Below are 19,047 nucleotides of genomic sequence, written 5' to 3'. Positions count from 1 at the left end.
ATGCCATTTGCGCAATCAGAAATGAAAAAAAGTATTTATCAAATGATTAATACCATTGTGCCGATGTTAATTCTTTGGGTGATCGCCTATTTGATTTTGCCATATACAGTGATGGGTGCAATCCTTCTAAGCATTGTTGCCGCAGGTTTTGTAGTGCGAACGTTCATTATTTTCCATGATTGTACACACGGTTCTTTTTTCAAAAACAAGAAAGCAAATGACTGTGTGGGGTTTGTGACAGGGGTGCTTACATCTTTTCCGTACGAAAAGTGGAAGAGAGAGCACATGATTCACCATGCATCAAGCTCAAACTTGGATAAGCGGGGAATCGGCGATATTTGGGTTATGACAGTTGAGGAATATATTAGCGCTACACCATGGCGCCGTTTCTGCTATAGAGCGTATCGCCAGCCAATTGTGATGTTTGGTTTAGGGCCTCTTTATCTAGTATTGGTATCCAATCGCTTCAACCGTAAAGATGCAAGGAAAAAAGAACGCCTAAACACATACGCGACAAACTTGGGACTTGCTGCATTGCTTGTTGGCCTCGCATTGCTGACAAATATCCCCTCCGTTTTGATTATCCATGGGACGACCATGTTTGTAGCGGGTGCGCTAGGTATTTGGCTCTTTTTCATTCAGCATACCTTCGAGGATTCATATTTTGAAAATGAATCAGAATGGGATTATGTAAAAGCGGCAGTGGAGGGAAGTTCTTATTATGAATTGCCGATTGTTCTGCAATGGGTAACAGGCAATATTGGCTTCCATCATGTTCATCATTTAGCGCCGCGCATACCAAATTATCATTTAGCAGATGCGCACCAGCAAACACCGCCTTTGCAACGGGCTACTACAATCACGCTAAAAACAAGCCTAGAATCACTACGCTATAAATTGTATGATACATCGCAAAAAAGCTTTGTGACGTTTAAAGATGTCAAAAAAAGAGTGCGTACACAAAAATATAAAAGAAAAGTGCCGCACTATTTATAAAGAAAAATTCCACAAAAAGCTGTTCCAGTCAAATGGAATGGCTTTTCAATTATTTGCTAGTATAATGGACATAAAATGCCTTCGGTCAAAGAGGAGGATGCAAAGTGATTAAAATTGTTATAGCAGAAGACCAGGGAATGCTGCTGGGCGCGCTCAAGTCTTTAATTAATATGGAAGCAGATATGGAAGTAGTAGGGGTAGGCTATAATGGCTTAGATGCCCTAACACTAGTAGAAGAGTTTCAACCTGATATTGTCATCATGGATATCGAAATGCCTGAGAAGACAGGGCTCGATGCTGCCGAAGAACTAAAAGATAAAGACTGTAAAGTGATCATCCTGACGACGTTTGCACGGCCAGGATACTTTGAGCGTGCACGAAAAGCAGGTGTGAGAGGTTATTTATTAAAAGATAGCCCAATTGAGGAATTAGTTAATGCAATACGAGTCATTATGGATGGAAGACGGATATTCGCACCAGAACTAATCGATATTGTTTATGAGGAAGAAATCGAAAATCCTTTAACCGATCGCGAAAGTGAAGTATTAGAACTTGTCGCAAAAGGGAAGACAACGAAAGAAATTGCCGCTGAACTTTTTCTCTCCCCGGGTACTGTACGAAATTATATTTCCACAATCCTAGATAAATTAGAAGTCAGCAACAGAATTGAAGCTATTGCCCGTTTTAAAGAAAAAGGGTGGAATAAATAAGATAAAGCGGATTCATGTAAATATGAATCCGCTTTATCTATTTTAATATATTACTTGCGGCGTTTTGTTAAACGACCAAGGGCAAACCCTGCAGCAGTCAAGCCGATTAATGTGTTTGTCTTTTTGTTGAACACTTGTTTAACAACTAACTCTAAGTTTTGTGGACGCTCAGCTAAACGGCGCATAAAGTACCCGTACCAATCTTGGCCGAATGGTACGTACGTGCAGAAGTTATAGCCTTCTTTTGCAAGCTCAAGTTGCATATCACGACGGAAGCCATACAGCATTTGGAATTCATACTTATCCTTTGGAATGTTGTGTGCCGCGATAAATTGTTTCATATGGTTGATTACATTATGGTCATGTGTTGCAATTGATGTGAATTTGCCATTCAATAAATGGTACTCTAACAGCTCAATATAATTGCGGTCGATTTCTTCTTTTGTTTGATAAGCTACTTCGCTTGGCTCTTTATAAGCGCCTTTTACGATGCGAAGGCGATAGTTTTTATATTTCTCGATATCTTCTTTTGCACGGAAAAAGTATGCTTGAATAACAGTTCCGATATTATCGTGCTCGCGTGACAATTCCTCAAGCAAGTCAAATGATGGTTGTAGGCGTGCATAGTTTTCCATATCGAAGTTAACAAAGATATCATAGCGGTCTGCTAATTCGACAATTTCTTTCAAATTTTCATAGCAGAAATCATAATCAATATCTAAACCTAGTTGAGAAGGTTTTAAACTGATATGCGCATCTACCCCTGTTTCGTTAACGGCTTCAATTACAGCTAAGATTTGATTCTTTGCAGCTGTAGCTTCAGCTTTATCGTGAACAAACTCCCCCAAGTTATCGATTGTGCACGAAATGCCATGTGAGTTTAACTCTTTAATGCTTTTAATCATTTCATTGATATTCGTACCAGCTACAACACTCGCAGCTCCCATTTTAAGACCATATTTTTTCGCATTGTTGTTTAAAAACTGGTTTTCAGACAATGCGATGAAAAAATCTTTAAGTGACATATGCTACTTCCCCTTGTTGTGAATATTTTATTTTTTTCAATTATATCATATTTAACGAAAAAGTCATTCTGTTCAAAGTTAAATGAAAAAAATAATTTTAGGAAAGTTTCAATCAATTAGCGCGCTGGTGTCCCGTTGTAACGTTTTTATATTCATTTCTTATTTTCTTTTTAAGCAAAAAAGTTGTTGAAAAGCTAGGAGGGGTTTATGATAAATGTGTTCGGACAGAAGAGTTTTATATAGAATGATTAGGCTCTTTTGTGTCGAATTATGTTGCTTTTTAAGAAAACAAGTTGCAATTGCACAATAATATAAGTAACTTAGTATTGAGGTACAAATTTAATATTATGACAGAAAAACGTTTTCCCTACATGGAATAGGAAAAACGTTTTTTTATTTGCCTAAATTCTATTACTCTTTCTCTTTCAACAACTGCATCCGCTCATTAAATAAGGAGGGGTATGATAGGAAGCCGAGAAGAATGCTCGAAATGGCAGCAGTAGTAAGAAGTATAAAGAGAATTAAAAGTTGAAACTGAACAGCTTGTACAGGGTCTGCGCCAGCAATAATTTGACCGCTCATCATGCCGGGCAATTGGACTAAACCAATCGTCTTTTGGCTTTCGATTGTCGGTATCATGCTTGCTTTTATAGCTCTGGTCAATTGTGTATGAATGGCTTGCCGCGGCGTTCCGCCAAGTGTCAGGATGAGCTCGGTTTGATCGCGATGGGCATCGACTTCAGCCTGAAACCGATTTAAAAAGAGAATCGACAGCACCATCGAGTTGCCGATTGCCATCCCGCTAATAGGTATAATATATTGCGCTGTTGGCGGCACAATGTGAAATCCAAGCAATATAGATTGTACTAATATCTCAATCGCTATAAGCGTCAAGGCAATCTTCCATGTGATGCCTTTTATTTTGCTGCCTTTTTTTCTGGCATTGCCTGTAGCGACACCAATCATCAATGCAACCATGAATAGGATGTAAACAAGATGGTCTGATTCGAAGATGAATTTCAAGAAATACCCGACAGCAAGCAATTGAATAATGGATCGAACGGTAGCGATTAAAACATCTTTTTCTAACTGAAGATGAAGTGTATTAGATAGTAGCAGCGGGATTAAGACAAAGACGAGTGTAAGCGAGAGTGTACCGTAACTCATACCAACTCCCCCTTAATAAACCGTTTGGTGATTTCTTCATTTGGATTCTTTAGCAGAGAGCTTTCTCCTGCTTCTATTAGTTTTCCCTCTGCCATTACCCATGCATAATGTCCCATTCTGACGGCCTGTTCTAAATTATGTGTAATCCAAATAATCGTCGTTTGGTCCTTTTCATTCAACCTTTTAATCAATGTTTCTACTTCCTTAATAGAAGAAGGATCAAGCGCAGAGGTAATCTCATCTAATAGAAGAATGCTCGGACGGTTCACTAATGTACGTGCAAGCGATACGCGCTGTCGCTGGCCACCGGATAACTCGCGAATAGACTTCTTCAAGTTTTCGGGTTTTAATCCTACATCATCTAATAATTTAATCGCTTCCTTTTTATCTAATGACCGATTTTGCAGCTGCCTTGGCAAAGCTAAATTTTCAAAAACTGTGCCGTTCAGCATGGGTGCAGATTGTAGCGCCATGCCCGCACGTCGTCGTAGTGAAATCGGATCTATTGAAGCTATAGGCGCTTGATCGATGAAAATTTCACCAGCTGTAGGGGAGATTAATCCGTTGCAAAGCCGAAGCAAAGTCGTTTTTCCTGCCCCTGAAGGTCCTACAAGCGCCGTAATCTTACCTGCTGAAATAGAACCTGTAATATTACGTAAGATATGCTGTTCTCCTGTTTCGTACTCTATATGTTTAAAGTGAATGGCTGAAGGTTCGATTGAATTCATATGTAACTCCTAGTGAATAGTGTTTCTTCTAATGTAACATACTTGGTTTTTTGATAGAATTATTACCAATATCTATTCATTTAGTAAGCAAGGCTTCATTTTCTTGCTCTCTAAAATTACTGAATTTTGAAAGCTACAGGGGGATTCAAAGTGCATTTATATTGGACACGCTTGGAAGATGAACAATGTTCTTTAGTTTTGGCAGCGACCGATCAAGGGGTGTGTTGTGTCGGGATCACATTGGAAGAAGTACAAGAATGGGGAAGTAAGTATCTAGGCGACGCCGAATTAGTGGAAGCTCCAGAAAAAATGGCCTTCTACAAAAGCCAATTACAAGAATATCTTGCGGGGGAAAGAACAATTTTTGATTTGCCGCTCGATTTAAAGGGTACACCTTTTCAACTGAAGGTTTTCGAAGCATTACAGCAAATTCCATATGGGTCAACGGTCTCCTACGCAGATATAGCAGAAGCTATCGGCAATCCGAAGGCTGTGAGAGCAGTCGGTGGTGCAATTGGCAAAAACCCTGTTCTCATTGCGGTGCCATGCCACAGGGTTATCGGTAAGAACGGAACTTTAACTGGATTTAGCAGTGGAATTCCGTTAAAGAAAACGTTATTGACCATTGAAAAAGTGCCTTTTAAGGAATAGTGCTCCCTTTTTGTGGCAACTACTGCCTTAGGAAGATATATTCAGAGACAATTGGTGTATACTATGTTTTAAGTAAAATGTGGAAGAAGGGACTATGAAAAATGAAATCACATTATCCAGATGATAGCCTAGCGCTGCATACAGATCTATATCAAATTAATATGGCTGAGTCCTATTGGGCAGATGGAATACATAATCGAAAAGCAGTTTTCGAATTATATTTTAGAAAATTGCCGTTTGGCAATGGCTATGCAATCTTTGCAGGTTTAGAAAGAATACTGGACTATTTACGAGAGTTTCGTTTTAGCGAATCAGACCTTAACTATCTTCGTGAGGAACAAGGTTATAGAGAAGACTTTTTAGATTACTTAAAAGACTTGCAGTTTACAGGTGATATTTATTCGATGGAAGAAGGGGAGCTTGTATTCGGCAATGAACCCATTCTCCGGATAGAGGCACCTTTAGTAGAGGCACAGCTTATTGAGACAGCTTTGCTAAATATTGTGAACTACCAAACATTGATTGCAACTAAAGCAAGCCGCATTAAGCAAGTAGTCAAAGAAGATATCGTCATGGAATTCGGCACAAGACGTGCGCAAGAAATGGATGCGGCAATTTGGGGATCACGTGCAGCATTTATCGGTGGGTTTGATTCTACAAGTAATGTTAGAGCTGGAAAGCTATTTAATCTTCCAATTGCTGGAACGCATGCACATTCTTTGGTACAAGCCTATAAAAATGACTATGAAGCATTCCATGCATATGCACGCCGCCATAAAAATTGCGTATTCTTAGTAGATACGTACGATACATTAAAGTCCGGAGTACCAGCAGCCATTAAAGTTGCGAAAGAATTAGGCGACAAGATTAATTTCTTGGGAATCCGTCTCGACAGCGGCGATATCTCCTTTTTATCAAAGGCTGCCCGCAAAATGTTAGACGAAGCAGGTTTCACGGATGCCAGAATTGTGGTATCTAATGATTTAGATGAATATACAATTTTGAATCTCCTTGCGCAAGGCGCTAAGGTCGACACTTGGGGTATAGGCACCAAACTAATCACAGCATATGATCAACCAGCATTAGGAGCAGTATACAAACTCGTTTCGTTGGAAGACGAGCAAGGGAACATGCAGGATCGCATTAAGATTTCCGCTAATGCAGAGAAGGTAACGACTCCTGGATTGAAAAAAGTTTACCGTATTATTGATTTAGAAAACGGAAAAGCGCAAGGAGATTACATCACCATGCATGATGAAAATCCAGAAGCGGAAGAGCGCCTGAAAATGTTCCATCCTGTGCATACCTTTATCTCAAAATTTGTTACGAACTTTGCTGCTAAAAACCTTCATAAGAAAGTAATTGAAGACGGTAAGCAAATCTATGAAACACCTTCAGTACAAGAGATGAAAGAATATGCAAAAGACAATCTCAACTTCTTATGGGATGAATATAAACGCTCATTGAATCCGGAAGAATACCCTGTCGACCTTAGCCAAAAATGTTGGGACAATAAAATGCGCAACATTCAAGAAGTTAGAGATATGGTGCACGAATTACATTTAGGAGGAGATAATAGATGACATTGCAACAGAGAATAATCGAAGAATTGCGTGTGCAGCCTGAGATTAATCCTGAAGAAGAAATTCGTAAGTCCATTGATTTCTTAAAGGAATATGCGAAGAAGAATTCATTCGTCAAAGGTTTCGTGCTTGGCATATCAGGCGGACAGGACTCGACATTAGCGGGCAAACTGGCACAGATGGCTGTGGATGAGCTAAATACGGAAAACGGGGATAATAAGTATTCCTTCTGGGCAGTAAGATTACCATATGGTATCCAAAGAGATGAACAGGACTGCCAGGATGCGCTGACCTTTATTAATCCCACTTTCACCTATACAGTGAATATTCAGCCTGCAGTAGATGCGGGTGTCCAATCGTTAAAAGAAGCGGGCATTAAGTTGACAGACTTCCTAAAAGGAAATGAAAAAGCGCGTGAACGCATGAAAGTGCAATATGCCATTGCTGCTCATCATAGTGCAGTGGTACTTGGTACAGACCATGCGGCTGAAGCCATCACAGGTTTCTATACCAAATTTGGTGATGGAGCAGCAGATCTTATGCCGCTCTTCCGCTTAAACAAATGGCAAGGAAAGGCGATGCTTTCAGCGCTTGATTGTCCAAAACACTTATATGAAAAAGTGCCAACAGCTGATTTGGAAGAAGATCGTCCTCTTATTCCGGATGAAGTAGCACTTGGCGTATCGTATGACGAAATTGATGATTACTTGGACGGCAAGGAAATCCCTGAAGCGGCTCGCAAGAAACTAGAGGATTACTATTGCAAGTCCCAACATAAACGCCATATGCCTATTACGATTTTTGATGATTTTTGGAAATAACTTCATACACTACTCAACTAGAAACCGGTTCTTAAAAAGATAGAACCGGTTTTATTTTTGATGGCGCTTCTAAAATTCTTTCGCAGTGGAAAGACTGGGAACTCAATAGGTTTTTTGCCACAGTGTACATTAGCCTATATAATAAGAGAACTACGAATCGATTTTCATGATACATAACGGTAGAGGAGGACAAGTATGGAAGCGCAAGAAAAAATTCAAGCCATCATACGAAATATTGAAAAGGTGATGATTGGCAAAAGACATATAGCAGAGTTAAGTATTGTTGCACTATTAGCGGAAGGCCACATATTGCTCGAAGACGTACCGGGCGTTGGGAAAACCATGATGGTGCGCGCTCTTGCAAAATCCGTTAGCGCTAATTTTAAACGGATTCAATTTACACCTGACTTGTTGCCCTCTGATGTGCTTGGTGTATCAATCTATAATCCCAAAGAGATGGAATTCCGTTTTCACCCAGGTCCTATCATGGGAAATATCGTGCTAGCGGATGAAATAAACCGTACATCTCCTAAAACGCAAGCCGCTTTGCTTGAAGCGATGGAAGAAGCAGCTATTACGGTTGAAGGAAAGACAATTGAACTAACCAAGCCTTTCTTTGTCATGGCCACCCAAAACCCTATTGAATACGAAGGGACGTATCCACTGCCAGAAGCTCAATTGGATCGTTTCCTCTTAAAATTAAATATGGGGTATCCCTCGCATGAGGACGAAATGGAAGTCTTAAGAAGGGCTGAAGGATCGCGTCCTATAGAAACACTGGAGGCTGTTCTTTCATTAGAGGAATTAAAAGAGATTCAAAAAGAGATCAAGACGGTCCATGTAGATGAACTTGTCAAAACCTATATTGTAGACCTTTCCAGAGCCACACGAGAGAATCCGTCTGTATTCCTTGGAGTCAGCCCGAGGGGATCCATTGCTCTGATGAAAGCCTCTCAAGCCTATGCATTCTTAAAGGGCCGACGCTATGTGACGCCTGATGATGTCCAATATTTAGCGCCTTATGTATTTTCTCATCGGATTATTTTGAACTCGGCTGCAAGATATGATGAAATTTCGGCTGAGGATGTGATTGGCCGCATGATCATAAATACTCCAGTTCCAGTTAAAAGGGCATTGTTATGATGAAGCGCCATGCAATAGGGCGAGGTTTGCAAGCATTTATTCGATTATTCTTGATTTTGCTGTTGCTTGCAATCTCTCTTTCCTTCGCTTTAATGCAGGGGGGCTTTGTCAGCTGGTTTATCTTTTTTATGTTTCTGCCCTTTGCCTTGTATTCAACTCTGCTATTTTTCTGGCCATTTCGCTTTTCTGCAGAACGGACAAGTATAAAAAAGCAAGCCGTACAGGGGGAATCATTGATAGTGGAGACGACCATCAAGCGGATGTTCCGTTTTCCGCTACTGTATGTGATAGCTGAGGAAAAGGCCGCTGAAGGCGCACTTCCCATAAAGGAAGAAGATACCCGACAAGTAACAATGCTAGGAACAAAGAAAAGTTTTGTATTTGCTTATGAAGCGACTGAACTGAAACGAGGATATTATGAACAAGCAGGCATTGAGCTGACTGTAACAGATTTCTTTGGGTGGATGAAAAGGAAAGTATTTGTGCCATCACCGTTAACTATTGTGGTGACGCCTAAAATTACTGAGATGAAATATACAAGCCCACCTCTGCAAAATAAAAGTAGTACTGGGAGCTCTAATCTTTCATCGAAACGCGATCACACGGTGGTATCTGGTGTTCGTGACTATCAGCCAGGAGATCGGATGTCATGGATTCATTGGAAGACATTCGCGAAAACACAAACCTTGCAGACCAAAACCTTTGAAAGCCAACAGTCAAAAGAGTGGTGCCTGATCCTGGATGGGACACAGGAAGAGCTATTTGAAGAACAAGTGGAATTCTGTGCATCCATATTAGCTGCTGCTGTCAAAAAGCGCGAAACGTTGTCTTTTTTATTTGCAGGGGCTAAACAAGTATTCATCCAAGGCATCCACACGAATGATCAGTTGAAGCAAGCGTTATATAAAATGGCCCAATTACAACCAGAACCAATAGAGCAGTTTGAAAAAAGCCTGCCGGAGCATCGTTTGCTCGAAAATAATTCAGGCATCTATTTTGTCACGAGCAATCTTTCGAAAGAATGGGCTCAGGTATTGCAAAGAACGTCCAAACAATCAGGACCAGCAGTGTGTTTTTTACTTCGGCCGCTGGAAGATAGTGTGGAGAAAATAGGCGGACTAATAGATCAAAGTATCCGCATTGTACCTCTTACGCCATCACAGTTTCCTAACGCCTTTATGGAGGTGATGAAGCCATGAGCAGAACAATTGCAAAATGGGCTCAAAAAATAGGGCTTTACCTTCTTGTGTTCCTGATGTTATGTGAATGGCTGATACCAGTCGTGAACTTAACCTCTACAGGGCACCTTGGATTGTTTCTACTGTTTATCATTTTATGCCTAGCGGGCAATGCCTTTAATATCAATATTGTGCTTTCCTTTGTGGTGAAGATTATTTATATTGCCTGGTTTTTGATGTATGTCTATATGGGCACAGCTGTTTTTTCACTAAATAGTTTTACGCGTATTATTAGCGAGTTTACTGGAAGTATAGGAGCTGTCACAAACGGCGACTGGAACGGCATCGCAGATTCATTCCGCAGTATCTTATTCTTTGTTCTGCTATGGATGGCGATTTATCTCATTCACCATTGGATTACTGCCAAGCGTTCCATTTTTTATTTCTTTTTGGTAACCATCATTTTTTTAAGCCTGTTAGATACATTTACGGAGTATGATGCTAAGTATGCCATTATCCGCACTATGATTGAAGGAACCCTATTAATGTCAGGGTTATATCTTTATAGGTTGCTTGAAAGCGAACGAGCTATACCGAAAAAAAGAAGCAGCTTCAAATGGCTGCTGCCATTTGCGTGTATGATTGCAGTTTGTACATTATTCGCCTATGTGGCACCTAAGAAGCAGGCAGTCGTTGCTCCGCCACAGCCGCTCAAGAAACTGCTAGATATGCAGCAAAACCAGACTGGAGAGATTGGCAAGATTGGGTACGTCGAAGATGACGAGAAATTAGGCGGTCCTTTTGAAGAGGATCATAGACCTGTTTTTGTCGCGACGGCTAAAGAAAACCAATATTGGCGCATTGAAACGAAAAATATTTATACAGGTAAAGGCTGGGTAAGAAAAAAAGGGGACATATATGTTCATACTTTTGACTATGGCGAAAAGATACCTATGTCGCTTAAACCCGGCAAACAGAAAAACCGAGAACATGCAGAAATTGAGCTGAAGAAAGACTACAAATTTGTACTTCAGCCATATGGACTGCAAAAAATGGATGAACAAAATATGGGCGATCAATTTTATATCGAGATTGATAGCGAAAAAATCCGTCCGACAATGGATGGCAAAAAAATTGTCCTGCCATCCTATTCAATGACCTACTCCAAGCCAGAATACAGCCTGAAGGCTTTAACAAGAACTAGGACGTCTGACTTGAAGGGATTATCAAAGGATTTCAAGCCTTATTTACAAGTGCCGAAAACCTTGCCTGCCAGAGTAGAGAAACTGGCTAAAACTATTACAAAAGATGAAAAGAGCTTATACGGCAAGGCTAATGCCATTGTTTCCTATTTTCAAAACAACGGCTATAAGTATTCACGCTTAGAAGTAGGAACACCCGAGGGAAAACAAGATTATGTAGATCAATTCCTGTTTGATACGAAATCGGGCTACTGTGACAACTTCTCTACCTCAATGGCGGTCATGCTGAGGACGATTGGCATTCCTTCTAGATGGGTGAAGGGATTCTCAGAGGGCGATGAAGTGCCGATGAGCGATAACAAACATCATTATGTCGTGACTAACAATAATGCCCACTCATGGGTAGAAGCCTATTTTCCAGGTGTAGGGTGGATGTCCTTTGAACCGACAATCGGCTTTGGTGGGTTTGATAATGTGCTAAATGATGTGAAAAGCAAAGAGAAAAAATCAGCCATCAATCCAAAGCAAAAAGAAAATGAACAACAAAAAGTAGAAAAGAAGGAAAAAGAAGAAAAGAAAAAAGAAAAGAAAGTAAAAAAAGAAAAGAAAAAAGAAAAGAAACAAGTAGAAAAGAAATCAGCTATTAATCAAACGAACAACTGGAGCGCTATTTGGTTGGGTATCTTGATTGGTGCCGTTGCCATTCTTCTGCTTTTATTCTTTACCCGCCGCAAGTGGATGCCGAAATGGCTGATCTTTAAGCATCGTACAAAAGGCTACCGCCATTTAGATGCAATGTATGAAGATTTACTAAAGCAACTGAAGCGAGCAGGACACAGAAGAAAAGAAGGACAAACCCTCAAAGACTTTGCTGAGCATGTGGATGCCGCATACAGTACAGACAAAATGGGCATCTTAACAAGAGCAATGGAGGAGCGTCTTTACAACAAAGATGTACCTGGTAAACCGAGCGATGAACTAATCGAATGTTGGAAATATTTAATCAATCGGACATCAGGTTGATTTTGCGTCGTATTGCCTGTAAAATGAAGAAAACTAACAATAAATGAACGACCCTCATATATGTTCGAAGATATGGTTCGAATGTTTCTACCAAACTACCGTAAACAGTTTGACTATGAAGGCAATTTAGACGATGGATGATTTATGCATGCATTCGTTTATTTTGCTTTTGTATAATTTGAAACGCGTATGAAGGAGCTTTCTTTCGTGCGCGTTTTTTTATACAAGGCGATGTTCATTACTAATAAAAAAGAGGTGGAACTGTTGTCAGTTAGTACAATTTTAAAGGATCAAGAAAAAATTATCGTTCTTGATTTTGGAAGCCAATACAATCAACTTATTACCCGTCGAATCCGTGAATTTGGCGTTTACAGTGAATTGCACCCTCATACTGTTACAGCTGAGGAATTAAAAGAAATGAACGCGACTGGGATTATCTTTTCCGGTGGTCCCAATTCTGTATATGATGAAAATGCATTTCGCATTGATAACCAAATTTTTGAAATGGGTGTGCCTATCTTAGGTATTTGCTACGGCATGCAATTGATGACACATTCTTTAGGCGGCAAAGTTGAACCTGCTGATCACCGCGAGTACGGTAAAGCCGAAATCAATATTGTTGAAGACAATGCTCTATTTGCTGAGCTTCCAAAAGACCAAGTTGTATGGATGAGCCACGGCGATTTGGTAACAGCTATTCCAGAAGGTTTTAAAACGATTGCGACAAGCAAATCTTGCCCAATCTCTGCTATGGCCAATGCTGAGCGCAAGTTCTATGCTGTTCAATTCCACCCAGAAGTTCGCCACTCTGTATACGGCAACGATATCCTACGTCACTTTGTATTCGATGTATGTGGTGCAAAAGGTGATTGGTCGATGGATAGCTTCATCGAGATGGAAATTCGCAAAATCCGCGAGCAAGTCGGCGACAAAAAAGTGCTTTGCGCACTATCAGGCGGCGTGGATTCTTCAGTAGTAGCTGTATTAATCCATAAAGCAATCGGCGATCAATTAACATGTATGTTTGTAGACCATAACCTTTTACGTAAAGGCGAAGCAGATAGCGTAATGGAAACATTCGCTGATGGCTTCCACATGAATGTTATCAAAATTGATGCACGCAAACGTTTCATGGACAAGCTTGCAGGCGTAAGTGATCCAGAGAAAAAACGTAAAATTATCGGTAACGAATTCATCTATGTATTTGATGATGAAGCATCAAAATTAGAAGGCATGGACTTCTTGGCACAAGGCACTCTATACACTGACATTATCGAGAGCGGTACAGCAACAGCTCAAACGATTAAATCTCACCACAATGTTGGCGGCCTTCCAGAAGATATGCAATTTGAATTGATTGAACCGCTTAAAACATTATTCAAAGATGAAGTGCGTGCTCTAGGTACTGAATTAGGTCTTCCAAAAGAAATCGTATGGCGCCAACCTTTCCCAGGTCCTGGTCTAGCTATCCGTGTACTTGGCGAAGTAACTGAAGATAAATTAGAAATCGTCCGCGAATCAGACGCAATCTTGCGTGAAGAAGTAGCAAAAGCCGGCCTTGAAGATCAAATCTGGCAATACTTCACTGTGCTGCCTGACATCAAATCTGTCGGCGTCATGGGCGACCAACGCACATACGATTATGCAATCGGTATCCGCGCGGTAACCTCAATCGACGGTATGACTTCTGACTGGGCACGTATCCCATATGATGTACTAGAAAGAGTTTCTGTACGTCTAGTCAACGAGGTTAACCATGTGAACCGCGTACTGTATGATGTAACGAGCAAGCCACCTGCAACTATTGAGTGGGAATAATAAGGGCAAGTATTATAGTGTGAATATGCTATAAATACAGTTATATCAATGTTTTAGTTGATATTGGTTCTGAATTTTTTTAGAATCACATGTCACTTTTTATATGTCAATTTTTAAACTCTCTTTTATTTAGTTTCTTTAACTAAGTAGAAGGGAGTTTTTTTATTTGGTTAAATTAAATTAATTGATTGATGATTGTAGTTTGAATCAGCAAAAGAAGATCAAAAATCATAATAGAAAGATATAGAACAAGAAAGGAAAGGAAAAGAACAAAGGAGTAAAAAGAAGAAGGATAAAGTACTTACGGAATGATAGTTATAGAAAGTACATAATGGGCTAAATATTAAAATCAGTAAAAATGTATAGGGAGGGAGTGCTATATAGGGCTAGTCAGTTGTCTACTAAATATGCACGCCATTTTTAGTGGTAAGAAATGCTAGTTATCCAATTGGTAGTAATTTAAAATATAAAGAAAAACAAGAGAACAACAAGAGGGGCACTATATTATGGAGATAAATATTATTTTTGCGATATTTGCAATAGGTGGCTTTTTTCTGATGGGTGGGGCTATATTTGGTAAGAAAGAAGATATTGATAGTTTTAAGGTAGGGTCAGGGTCTATTTCTACTTTAGTTGAACTAATATATGAATTTACTTATATATTTTCTCCTACTTTAATAAAAAGAATACTGTTATTCCTTTTGGGTTTAATTACAGCAGTTATAAGTATTATAATAATTTTGGCAAATGGGTTGTAGAGGCTGCAATTCTAAGATAATAATTTTAGTTAGTTTATAATCATTTTAACGATCAGTTTGACGGGGCAATAGTGTATCAACGTTCGTTTGACTTGCTGATAAGGTAGAAATGGATGTAAGCGGGTTAGAATAAAGGTTCTTAATGAACGCTTGAAACAACAGTAATACCGACGGGTGTTGTCGCTGACTTGGCGATTATGCCCGTCTTTTTATTTATAAGCTTTAAAAATGGTTCATCCAATAAACTCCTATTAATAGGATAGACATCACTAACATAAAGTGTATATATTTCTTAACTTTAAATAATCTGCTTATGAAATAAAGTAAAAATATTACTCCTAAGAAAATTAATATATCCAATGGTATCATCCTTTAGCTAAATATTAATAAGTAACATATTATACTATATAATGAATTCTTTGGTTATGGTAAAACGTTAGTCTACACGCTCCATTTGATTGACAAAATGCGAAGATAATATAACGCATACTTTATGATAAATTCGCTCAGTTTCAGGAAAAATAACTGTAAGTAAAATAAGACTCTCTTTTATTCACATTCATAGTGATAAAGGAGGTCTTTTTATCGTTAAAATACTAAGCCTAGATGTTCTTAGGAAATTTAGTGATACCTGTTTATAAGTAAACAGAGCAAAAAATAAGTAGGTATTAAAAATAAATATACAATTAATCAAGTTATGATATTATTAATTCACAAATAATTTTTAGAATATTCTTTAAAGTGGGAACCGATTTATTTATTGAGGAATGTATTTTTTCTATATAAAAGCTTTTATCAAGAATTAAATCCCTAAAAGAGGTACAGTATTCAGATGATATAAACATAACGACGTATAACTGCTAGTCAGGAGGAATGAGGTTGAAATCAATAGAATTAAGCGAATCAACATTAACGTTTCTATCTACATACAAGCTATTTGAAGAAGATGAAGTTCAGCAAGTTCAGTTACAACATCGATTAGAATTAGTGAAGGAATTTGAGATAAAAAGAGGTATGAGAATACTAGAAATTGGGTGTGGCCAAGGTGATACAACAGTCGCCTTAGCTGACGCAGTGGGAGAAGACGGGAAGGTTGTCGGAATTGATATTGCCAGTCGTGAGTATGGAGCTCCTTTGACATTAGGTCAGGCTACAGACATGATTAAGAAGTCTACATTGGGAGAGCGCATTACGTTTCATTTTGAAATGGATTTTGACGCATTTGGCGCTAACGAAGTATTTGATATAGCAGTGTTATCCCACAGCTCTTGGTACTTCAAAAGGCCGGAGGATTTACTTCGCTATTTTAAGAAATTGCGAAAAATAGCTAAACGTATTTGCTTTGCGGAATGGGATCTTAACTTCACTGACATAACCCAGCGTGCCCATTTTTGTGCAGCTTCCATTCTGGCCTTACACTCTAACTTTGTAGACAATGATGGAAATATACAAAACTTGTTTCATAAAGTACAAATACAAGAGATGCTTGAACAGGCAAACTTTCAAATAGAGAAGCAATGTACAGTCAATGCCAAGTATTTGCAGGATGGGCAGTGGGAAACAAGTTATGCGAATAGCTTTCGTAAAGAGTTCAGCGTTGCTCCTCAAATGATACAAACAATGGTTAACAGTTACTTTGAACTGATGAATACCCCAAATGACAATGTGCAATCATTAAATAGTTTTGTTATAAGTGCAAGGTGAATAATATTGAGGTATTGAGAGCTAGGAATTCCTTGTGTATAAGGGTTTCTAGCTCACTTTTGTAGTCTCGATTTTTATTCTGATAGTAGTATTTGTAACTGATCATTAAGCTGTTCAGCCGCAAATAAAGCTACTTTATCTTCAATAATCTCTCCAGGCTTGTTTCCTTCGCCAAGAATATATCCTGCAAAATGTACTCCTACAAAATCAAAAATAAATTGGAACTGTTGAATCATTGGTAAACCCTTTAGATGAGGTTCATCTCCTCCTACTGAAATAACATAGGCGCTTTTTTGGGACATTTGTTTTTTGAAGTCTGGATAGTTTGAGTCTTTCAATGTTTGTGACCATCGATCAATAAAGTTTTTCATTGTTCCTGACATGCTATACCAATAGATTGGCGTAGCGAAAATAAGAATGTTGTGTGGAAGAATGCGCTCAATGATGGAATTGTAATCATCATCGACTTCTTGAAATCCTTCCTCTGCATGTCGTTTATCTACTATTGGTTGAATTACATAATCGTTTAGATAGATTTCTTCTACCATTAATCCTTCTATCACTTTTTTGGTTAAACTCTCGGTATTTCCGTTTGGACGGCTTCCGCCATAAAGAACAACAATGCTCATCATTTGCTTCCTCCATTTGTTAAATTGATTATTTCTATTTTATAATGAAAGTATGAATCGTAAAAACGGATTATTTTGATTGAATCAATCGAAAAATACGATTTAGAAAGGCGAGAATATGGAAAACAAACAACTTATTACGTTTATGGTAGCTGCTGAAACATTGAACTTTACTCAAACGGCAAAAATGTTAAACTTTGCGCAATCGAGTGTTACAGCCCAAATAAAATCGTTAGAAGCAGAACTTGGAACACCTTTATTTGAACGTTTAGGGAAGCGTCTTGTTTTGACAGAAGCTGGACGGAAATTTCTTTTATACGCTGAAAAAATGATCAAACTTAATGAAGAAGCGAAGATGGCGATCGCACAAGATGGAGAACTTTCAGGCACCCTTATAATAGGCGCTCAAGAAAGCCAATGTACATATAGGTTGCCGGGCATATTGAAAGAATTTAAAGATCGATACCCAAACGTAAAGTTGATGTTTAAGCCTGCACATTCAGATGATTTGGCTAGAGAGCAATTAATGAATGGGATGCTTGATGTAGCTTTCATCATGGATATATCTAAACCGGAAGAGGCTTTAACGATAAAACCCCTAATCCAAGAAGATATAAAATTAGTAGCATCACCTAGCCATCCATTAGCATCTAAATCAGAGATCTACCTTAAAGATATTGAACAGGAAACTCTTCTCTTAACTGAAACAGGCTGTTCTTATCGCACTCTTTTAGAAAATTCTTGTCATTCAGCAAAAGTGTATCCAATCAATAAGTTTGAATTTGGCAGTATTGAGGCGATTAAGCAATGCGTGATTGCTGGAATAGGTATTGCCGCATTGCCAACAATGGTTGTGGAACAAGACATAAAGCTAGGGAGAATAGTGGAATTGAAGTGGGAAAATAATATTCCTCCTATCTTTACGCATATTGCTTGGCATAAGGATAAATGGATGTCCCCTCCGTTGACAGGTTTTATTGAATTAACCCAACAATACTTCCAAAAATTTCAGGGTCAATAAATAGAAAACTGCTAAAGGTTTCGACGCTCTTCTTAAGAGAGATCGTAACCTTTATTTTGTTTTCAGGTGAAAGATGAGTTGCATTTAGCATGGGATAAATTTAATAGAAAAAGTAAATCCCATTGACAATTTAATTTATCCATGATAATTTTACCGATATACCAATCATCCTACAAATTTTAAAGGAGGTATAAAAATGATTCAAAAAACGAACAAAATGAATCTAGTAGAACAGGTTGCGACTCAAATAGAGCAGTTGATTGAATCTGGAAGCTGGGAAGTAGGAAAGAAAATACCTCCTGAAATGGAGCTAATGGAAAAGTTTGATGTCAGCCGCAATACACTTCGAGAAGCAATCCGGGCATTAGTCCATGCGGGATTGCTTGAAACGAAACAAGGCAGCGGAACGATTGTACGCTCTACTAATTCTCTTGGAGCTGCGCTTAAGCGATATGTGAAAAAAACAGCTTTGCTTGAAATTCTTGATGTACGTTTAGCTTTAGAAAAGCAGGCTGCACAGCTAGCCGCCGAGCATAGAACAGAGGCTGATTTAGCGAAGCTTGAAGAATATATTCAACTTTCTCGTCAAGCTGTCAAAAGTAAGGATTGGGCACAATTTATCGAATTAGATATTCGTTTTCATAAAGCGGTTGTATTGGCATCTACCAATCAGCTCCTCATTGATTTATATGAACCGCTGCTAGAAACCATCTATTCTTTTGTGCAGGATTTAATGGCAATGAATGCGACTTTTAAATTTGAAGAAGAGCTTCACATCGATTTATTGTCAGCCATTCGTGGCCAGAATAAAGAAGCTGCAGCTACATATGTGGAAAACTATATGGAGTTACTAAGAAAAGAAATTATTAAAATGACAGGGGAATAACAGC

Annotated in this window: 17 protein-coding genes and 1 riboswitch; of the genes, 13 read left to right on the top strand and 4 right to left on the bottom strand. The window is 38.8% G+C overall.

The window, feature by feature from the left end; all coding sequences use genetic code 11:
• Positions 1-996, top strand: coding sequence for a Delta(5) desaturase DesA (locus tag M2M59_RS13965; protein ID WP_147197943.1), 996 nt, complete (start codon positions 1-3; stop codon positions 994-996).
• Positions 997-1,100: 104 nt separating this feature from the next.
• Positions 1,101-1,706: a response regulator transcription factor gene (locus M2M59_RS13960; RefSeq protein WP_066790141.1), complete on the top strand. Its 606-nt coding sequence runs from the start codon at positions 1,101-1,103 to the stop codon at positions 1,704-1,706.
• 50 nt (positions 1,707-1,756) lie between these two features.
• Here M2M59_RS13960 and M2M59_RS13955 read toward each other — a convergent pair whose 3' ends face one another.
• The 3 genes from M2M59_RS13955 to M2M59_RS13945 form a co-directional block, all read right to left on the bottom strand.
• Positions 1,757-2,731: a proline dehydrogenase family protein gene (locus M2M59_RS13955; protein ID WP_249774905.1), complete on the bottom strand. Its 975-nt coding sequence runs from the start codon at positions 2,729-2,731 to the stop codon at positions 1,757-1,759.
• A 411-nt stretch (positions 2,732-3,142) separates the two neighbouring features.
• Positions 3,143-3,898 carry an ABC transporter permease gene (fetB, locus tag M2M59_RS13950; RefSeq protein ID WP_249774904.1) on the bottom strand — a complete coding sequence of 252 codons (756 nt, stop codon included), beginning with the start codon at positions 3,896-3,898 and terminating at the stop codon, positions 3,143-3,145.
• Complete coding sequence (locus M2M59_RS13945) at positions 3,895-4,626, bottom strand: ABC transporter ATP-binding protein (RefSeq protein ID WP_249774903.1); 732 nt, start codon at positions 4,624-4,626, stop codon at positions 3,895-3,897. The genes fetB and M2M59_RS13945 overlap by 4 nt, the downstream gene beginning before the upstream one ends.
• A gap of 150 nt (positions 4,627-4,776) precedes the next feature.
• Between M2M59_RS13945 and M2M59_RS13940 the strand changes: the two genes are divergently transcribed.
• The 9 genes from M2M59_RS13940 to M2M59_RS13900 all read left to right on the top strand — a co-directional run bounded on the left by M2M59_RS13940 (position 4,777) and on the right by M2M59_RS13900 (position 16,507).
• Positions 4,777-5,277 carry a methylated-DNA--[protein]-cysteine S-methyltransferase gene (locus M2M59_RS13940; protein ID WP_249774902.1) on the top strand — a complete coding sequence of 167 codons (501 nt, stop codon included), beginning with the start codon at positions 4,777-4,779 and terminating at the stop codon, positions 5,275-5,277.
• A 101-nt stretch (positions 5,278-5,378) separates the two neighbouring features.
• Positions 5,379-6,860, top strand: coding sequence for a nicotinate phosphoribosyltransferase (locus M2M59_RS13935; protein WP_066790129.1), 1,482 nt, complete (start codon positions 5,379-5,381; stop codon positions 6,858-6,860).
• The gene (nadE, locus tag M2M59_RS13930) at positions 6,857-7,681 is read left to right on the top strand and encodes an NAD(+) synthase (protein WP_147197917.1); all 825 of its coding nucleotides are present in this window, start codon (positions 6,857-6,859) and stop codon (positions 7,679-7,681) included. The genes M2M59_RS13935 and nadE overlap by 4 nt, the downstream gene beginning before the upstream one ends.
• Before the next feature lie 195 nt (positions 7,682-7,876).
• Positions 7,877-8,824, top strand: a complete 948-nt coding sequence (locus tag M2M59_RS13925; RefSeq protein ID WP_147197918.1) for an AAA family ATPase — start codon at positions 7,877-7,879, stop codon at positions 8,822-8,824.
• Positions 8,821-10,023: a DUF58 domain-containing protein gene (locus M2M59_RS13920; protein ID WP_249774901.1), complete on the top strand. Its 1,203-nt coding sequence runs from the start codon at positions 8,821-8,823 to the stop codon at positions 10,021-10,023. The genes M2M59_RS13925 and M2M59_RS13920 overlap by 4 nt, the downstream gene beginning before the upstream one ends.
• The gene (locus tag M2M59_RS13915; RefSeq protein ID WP_249774900.1) at positions 10,020-12,227 is read left to right on the top strand and encodes a transglutaminase-like domain-containing protein; all 2,208 of its coding nucleotides are present in this window, start codon (positions 10,020-10,022) and stop codon (positions 12,225-12,227) included. Before M2M59_RS13920 ends, M2M59_RS13915 begins: the two co-directional genes overlap by 4 nt.
• Before the next feature lie 34 nt (positions 12,228-12,261).
• Positions 12,262-12,363, top strand: a riboswitch (purine riboswitch).
• A gap of 95 nt (positions 12,364-12,458) precedes the next feature.
• The gene (guaA, locus tag M2M59_RS13910) at positions 12,459-14,045 is read left to right on the top strand and encodes a glutamine-hydrolyzing GMP synthase (protein WP_184117617.1); all 1,587 of its coding nucleotides are present in this window, start codon (positions 12,459-12,461) and stop codon (positions 14,043-14,045) included.
• 506 nt (positions 14,046-14,551) lie between these two features.
• Positions 14,552-14,803, top strand: coding sequence for a hypothetical protein (locus M2M59_RS13905; RefSeq protein WP_249774899.1), 252 nt, complete (start codon positions 14,552-14,554; stop codon positions 14,801-14,803).
• Between the two features lie 873 nt (positions 14,804-15,676).
• Positions 15,677-16,507 carry a class I SAM-dependent methyltransferase gene (locus M2M59_RS13900; RefSeq protein WP_249774898.1) on the top strand — a complete coding sequence of 277 codons (831 nt, stop codon included), beginning with the start codon at positions 15,677-15,679 and terminating at the stop codon, positions 16,505-16,507.
• Between the two features lie 74 nt (positions 16,508-16,581).
• Here the strand turns inward: M2M59_RS13900 and M2M59_RS13895 are convergent, their stop codons facing one another.
• The gene (locus M2M59_RS13895) at positions 16,582-17,136 is read right to left on the bottom strand and encodes a flavodoxin family protein (RefSeq protein ID WP_249776026.1); all 555 of its coding nucleotides are present in this window, start codon (positions 17,134-17,136) and stop codon (positions 16,582-16,584) included.
• A gap of 118 nt (positions 17,137-17,254) precedes the next feature.
• Here M2M59_RS13895 and M2M59_RS13890 point away from each other — a divergent pair, with 118 nt between their 5' ends.
• Positions 17,255-18,157, top strand: coding sequence for a LysR family transcriptional regulator (locus M2M59_RS13890; RefSeq protein ID WP_249774897.1), 903 nt, complete (start codon positions 17,255-17,257; stop codon positions 18,155-18,157).
• A 196-nt stretch (positions 18,158-18,353) separates the two neighbouring features.
• Positions 18,354-19,043, top strand: coding sequence for a FadR/GntR family transcriptional regulator (locus tag M2M59_RS13885; protein ID WP_249774896.1), 690 nt, complete (start codon positions 18,354-18,356; stop codon positions 19,041-19,043).
• Positions 19,044-19,047: the final 4 nt, after the last annotated feature.

The sequence above is a fragment of the Rummeliibacillus sp. G93 genome (assembly GCF_023515935.1).
GTDB lineage: Bacteria > Bacillota > Bacilli > Bacillales_A > Planococcaceae > Rummeliibacillus > Rummeliibacillus stabekisii.
This window is presented reverse-complemented; position numbering and strand designations above follow the sequence as displayed.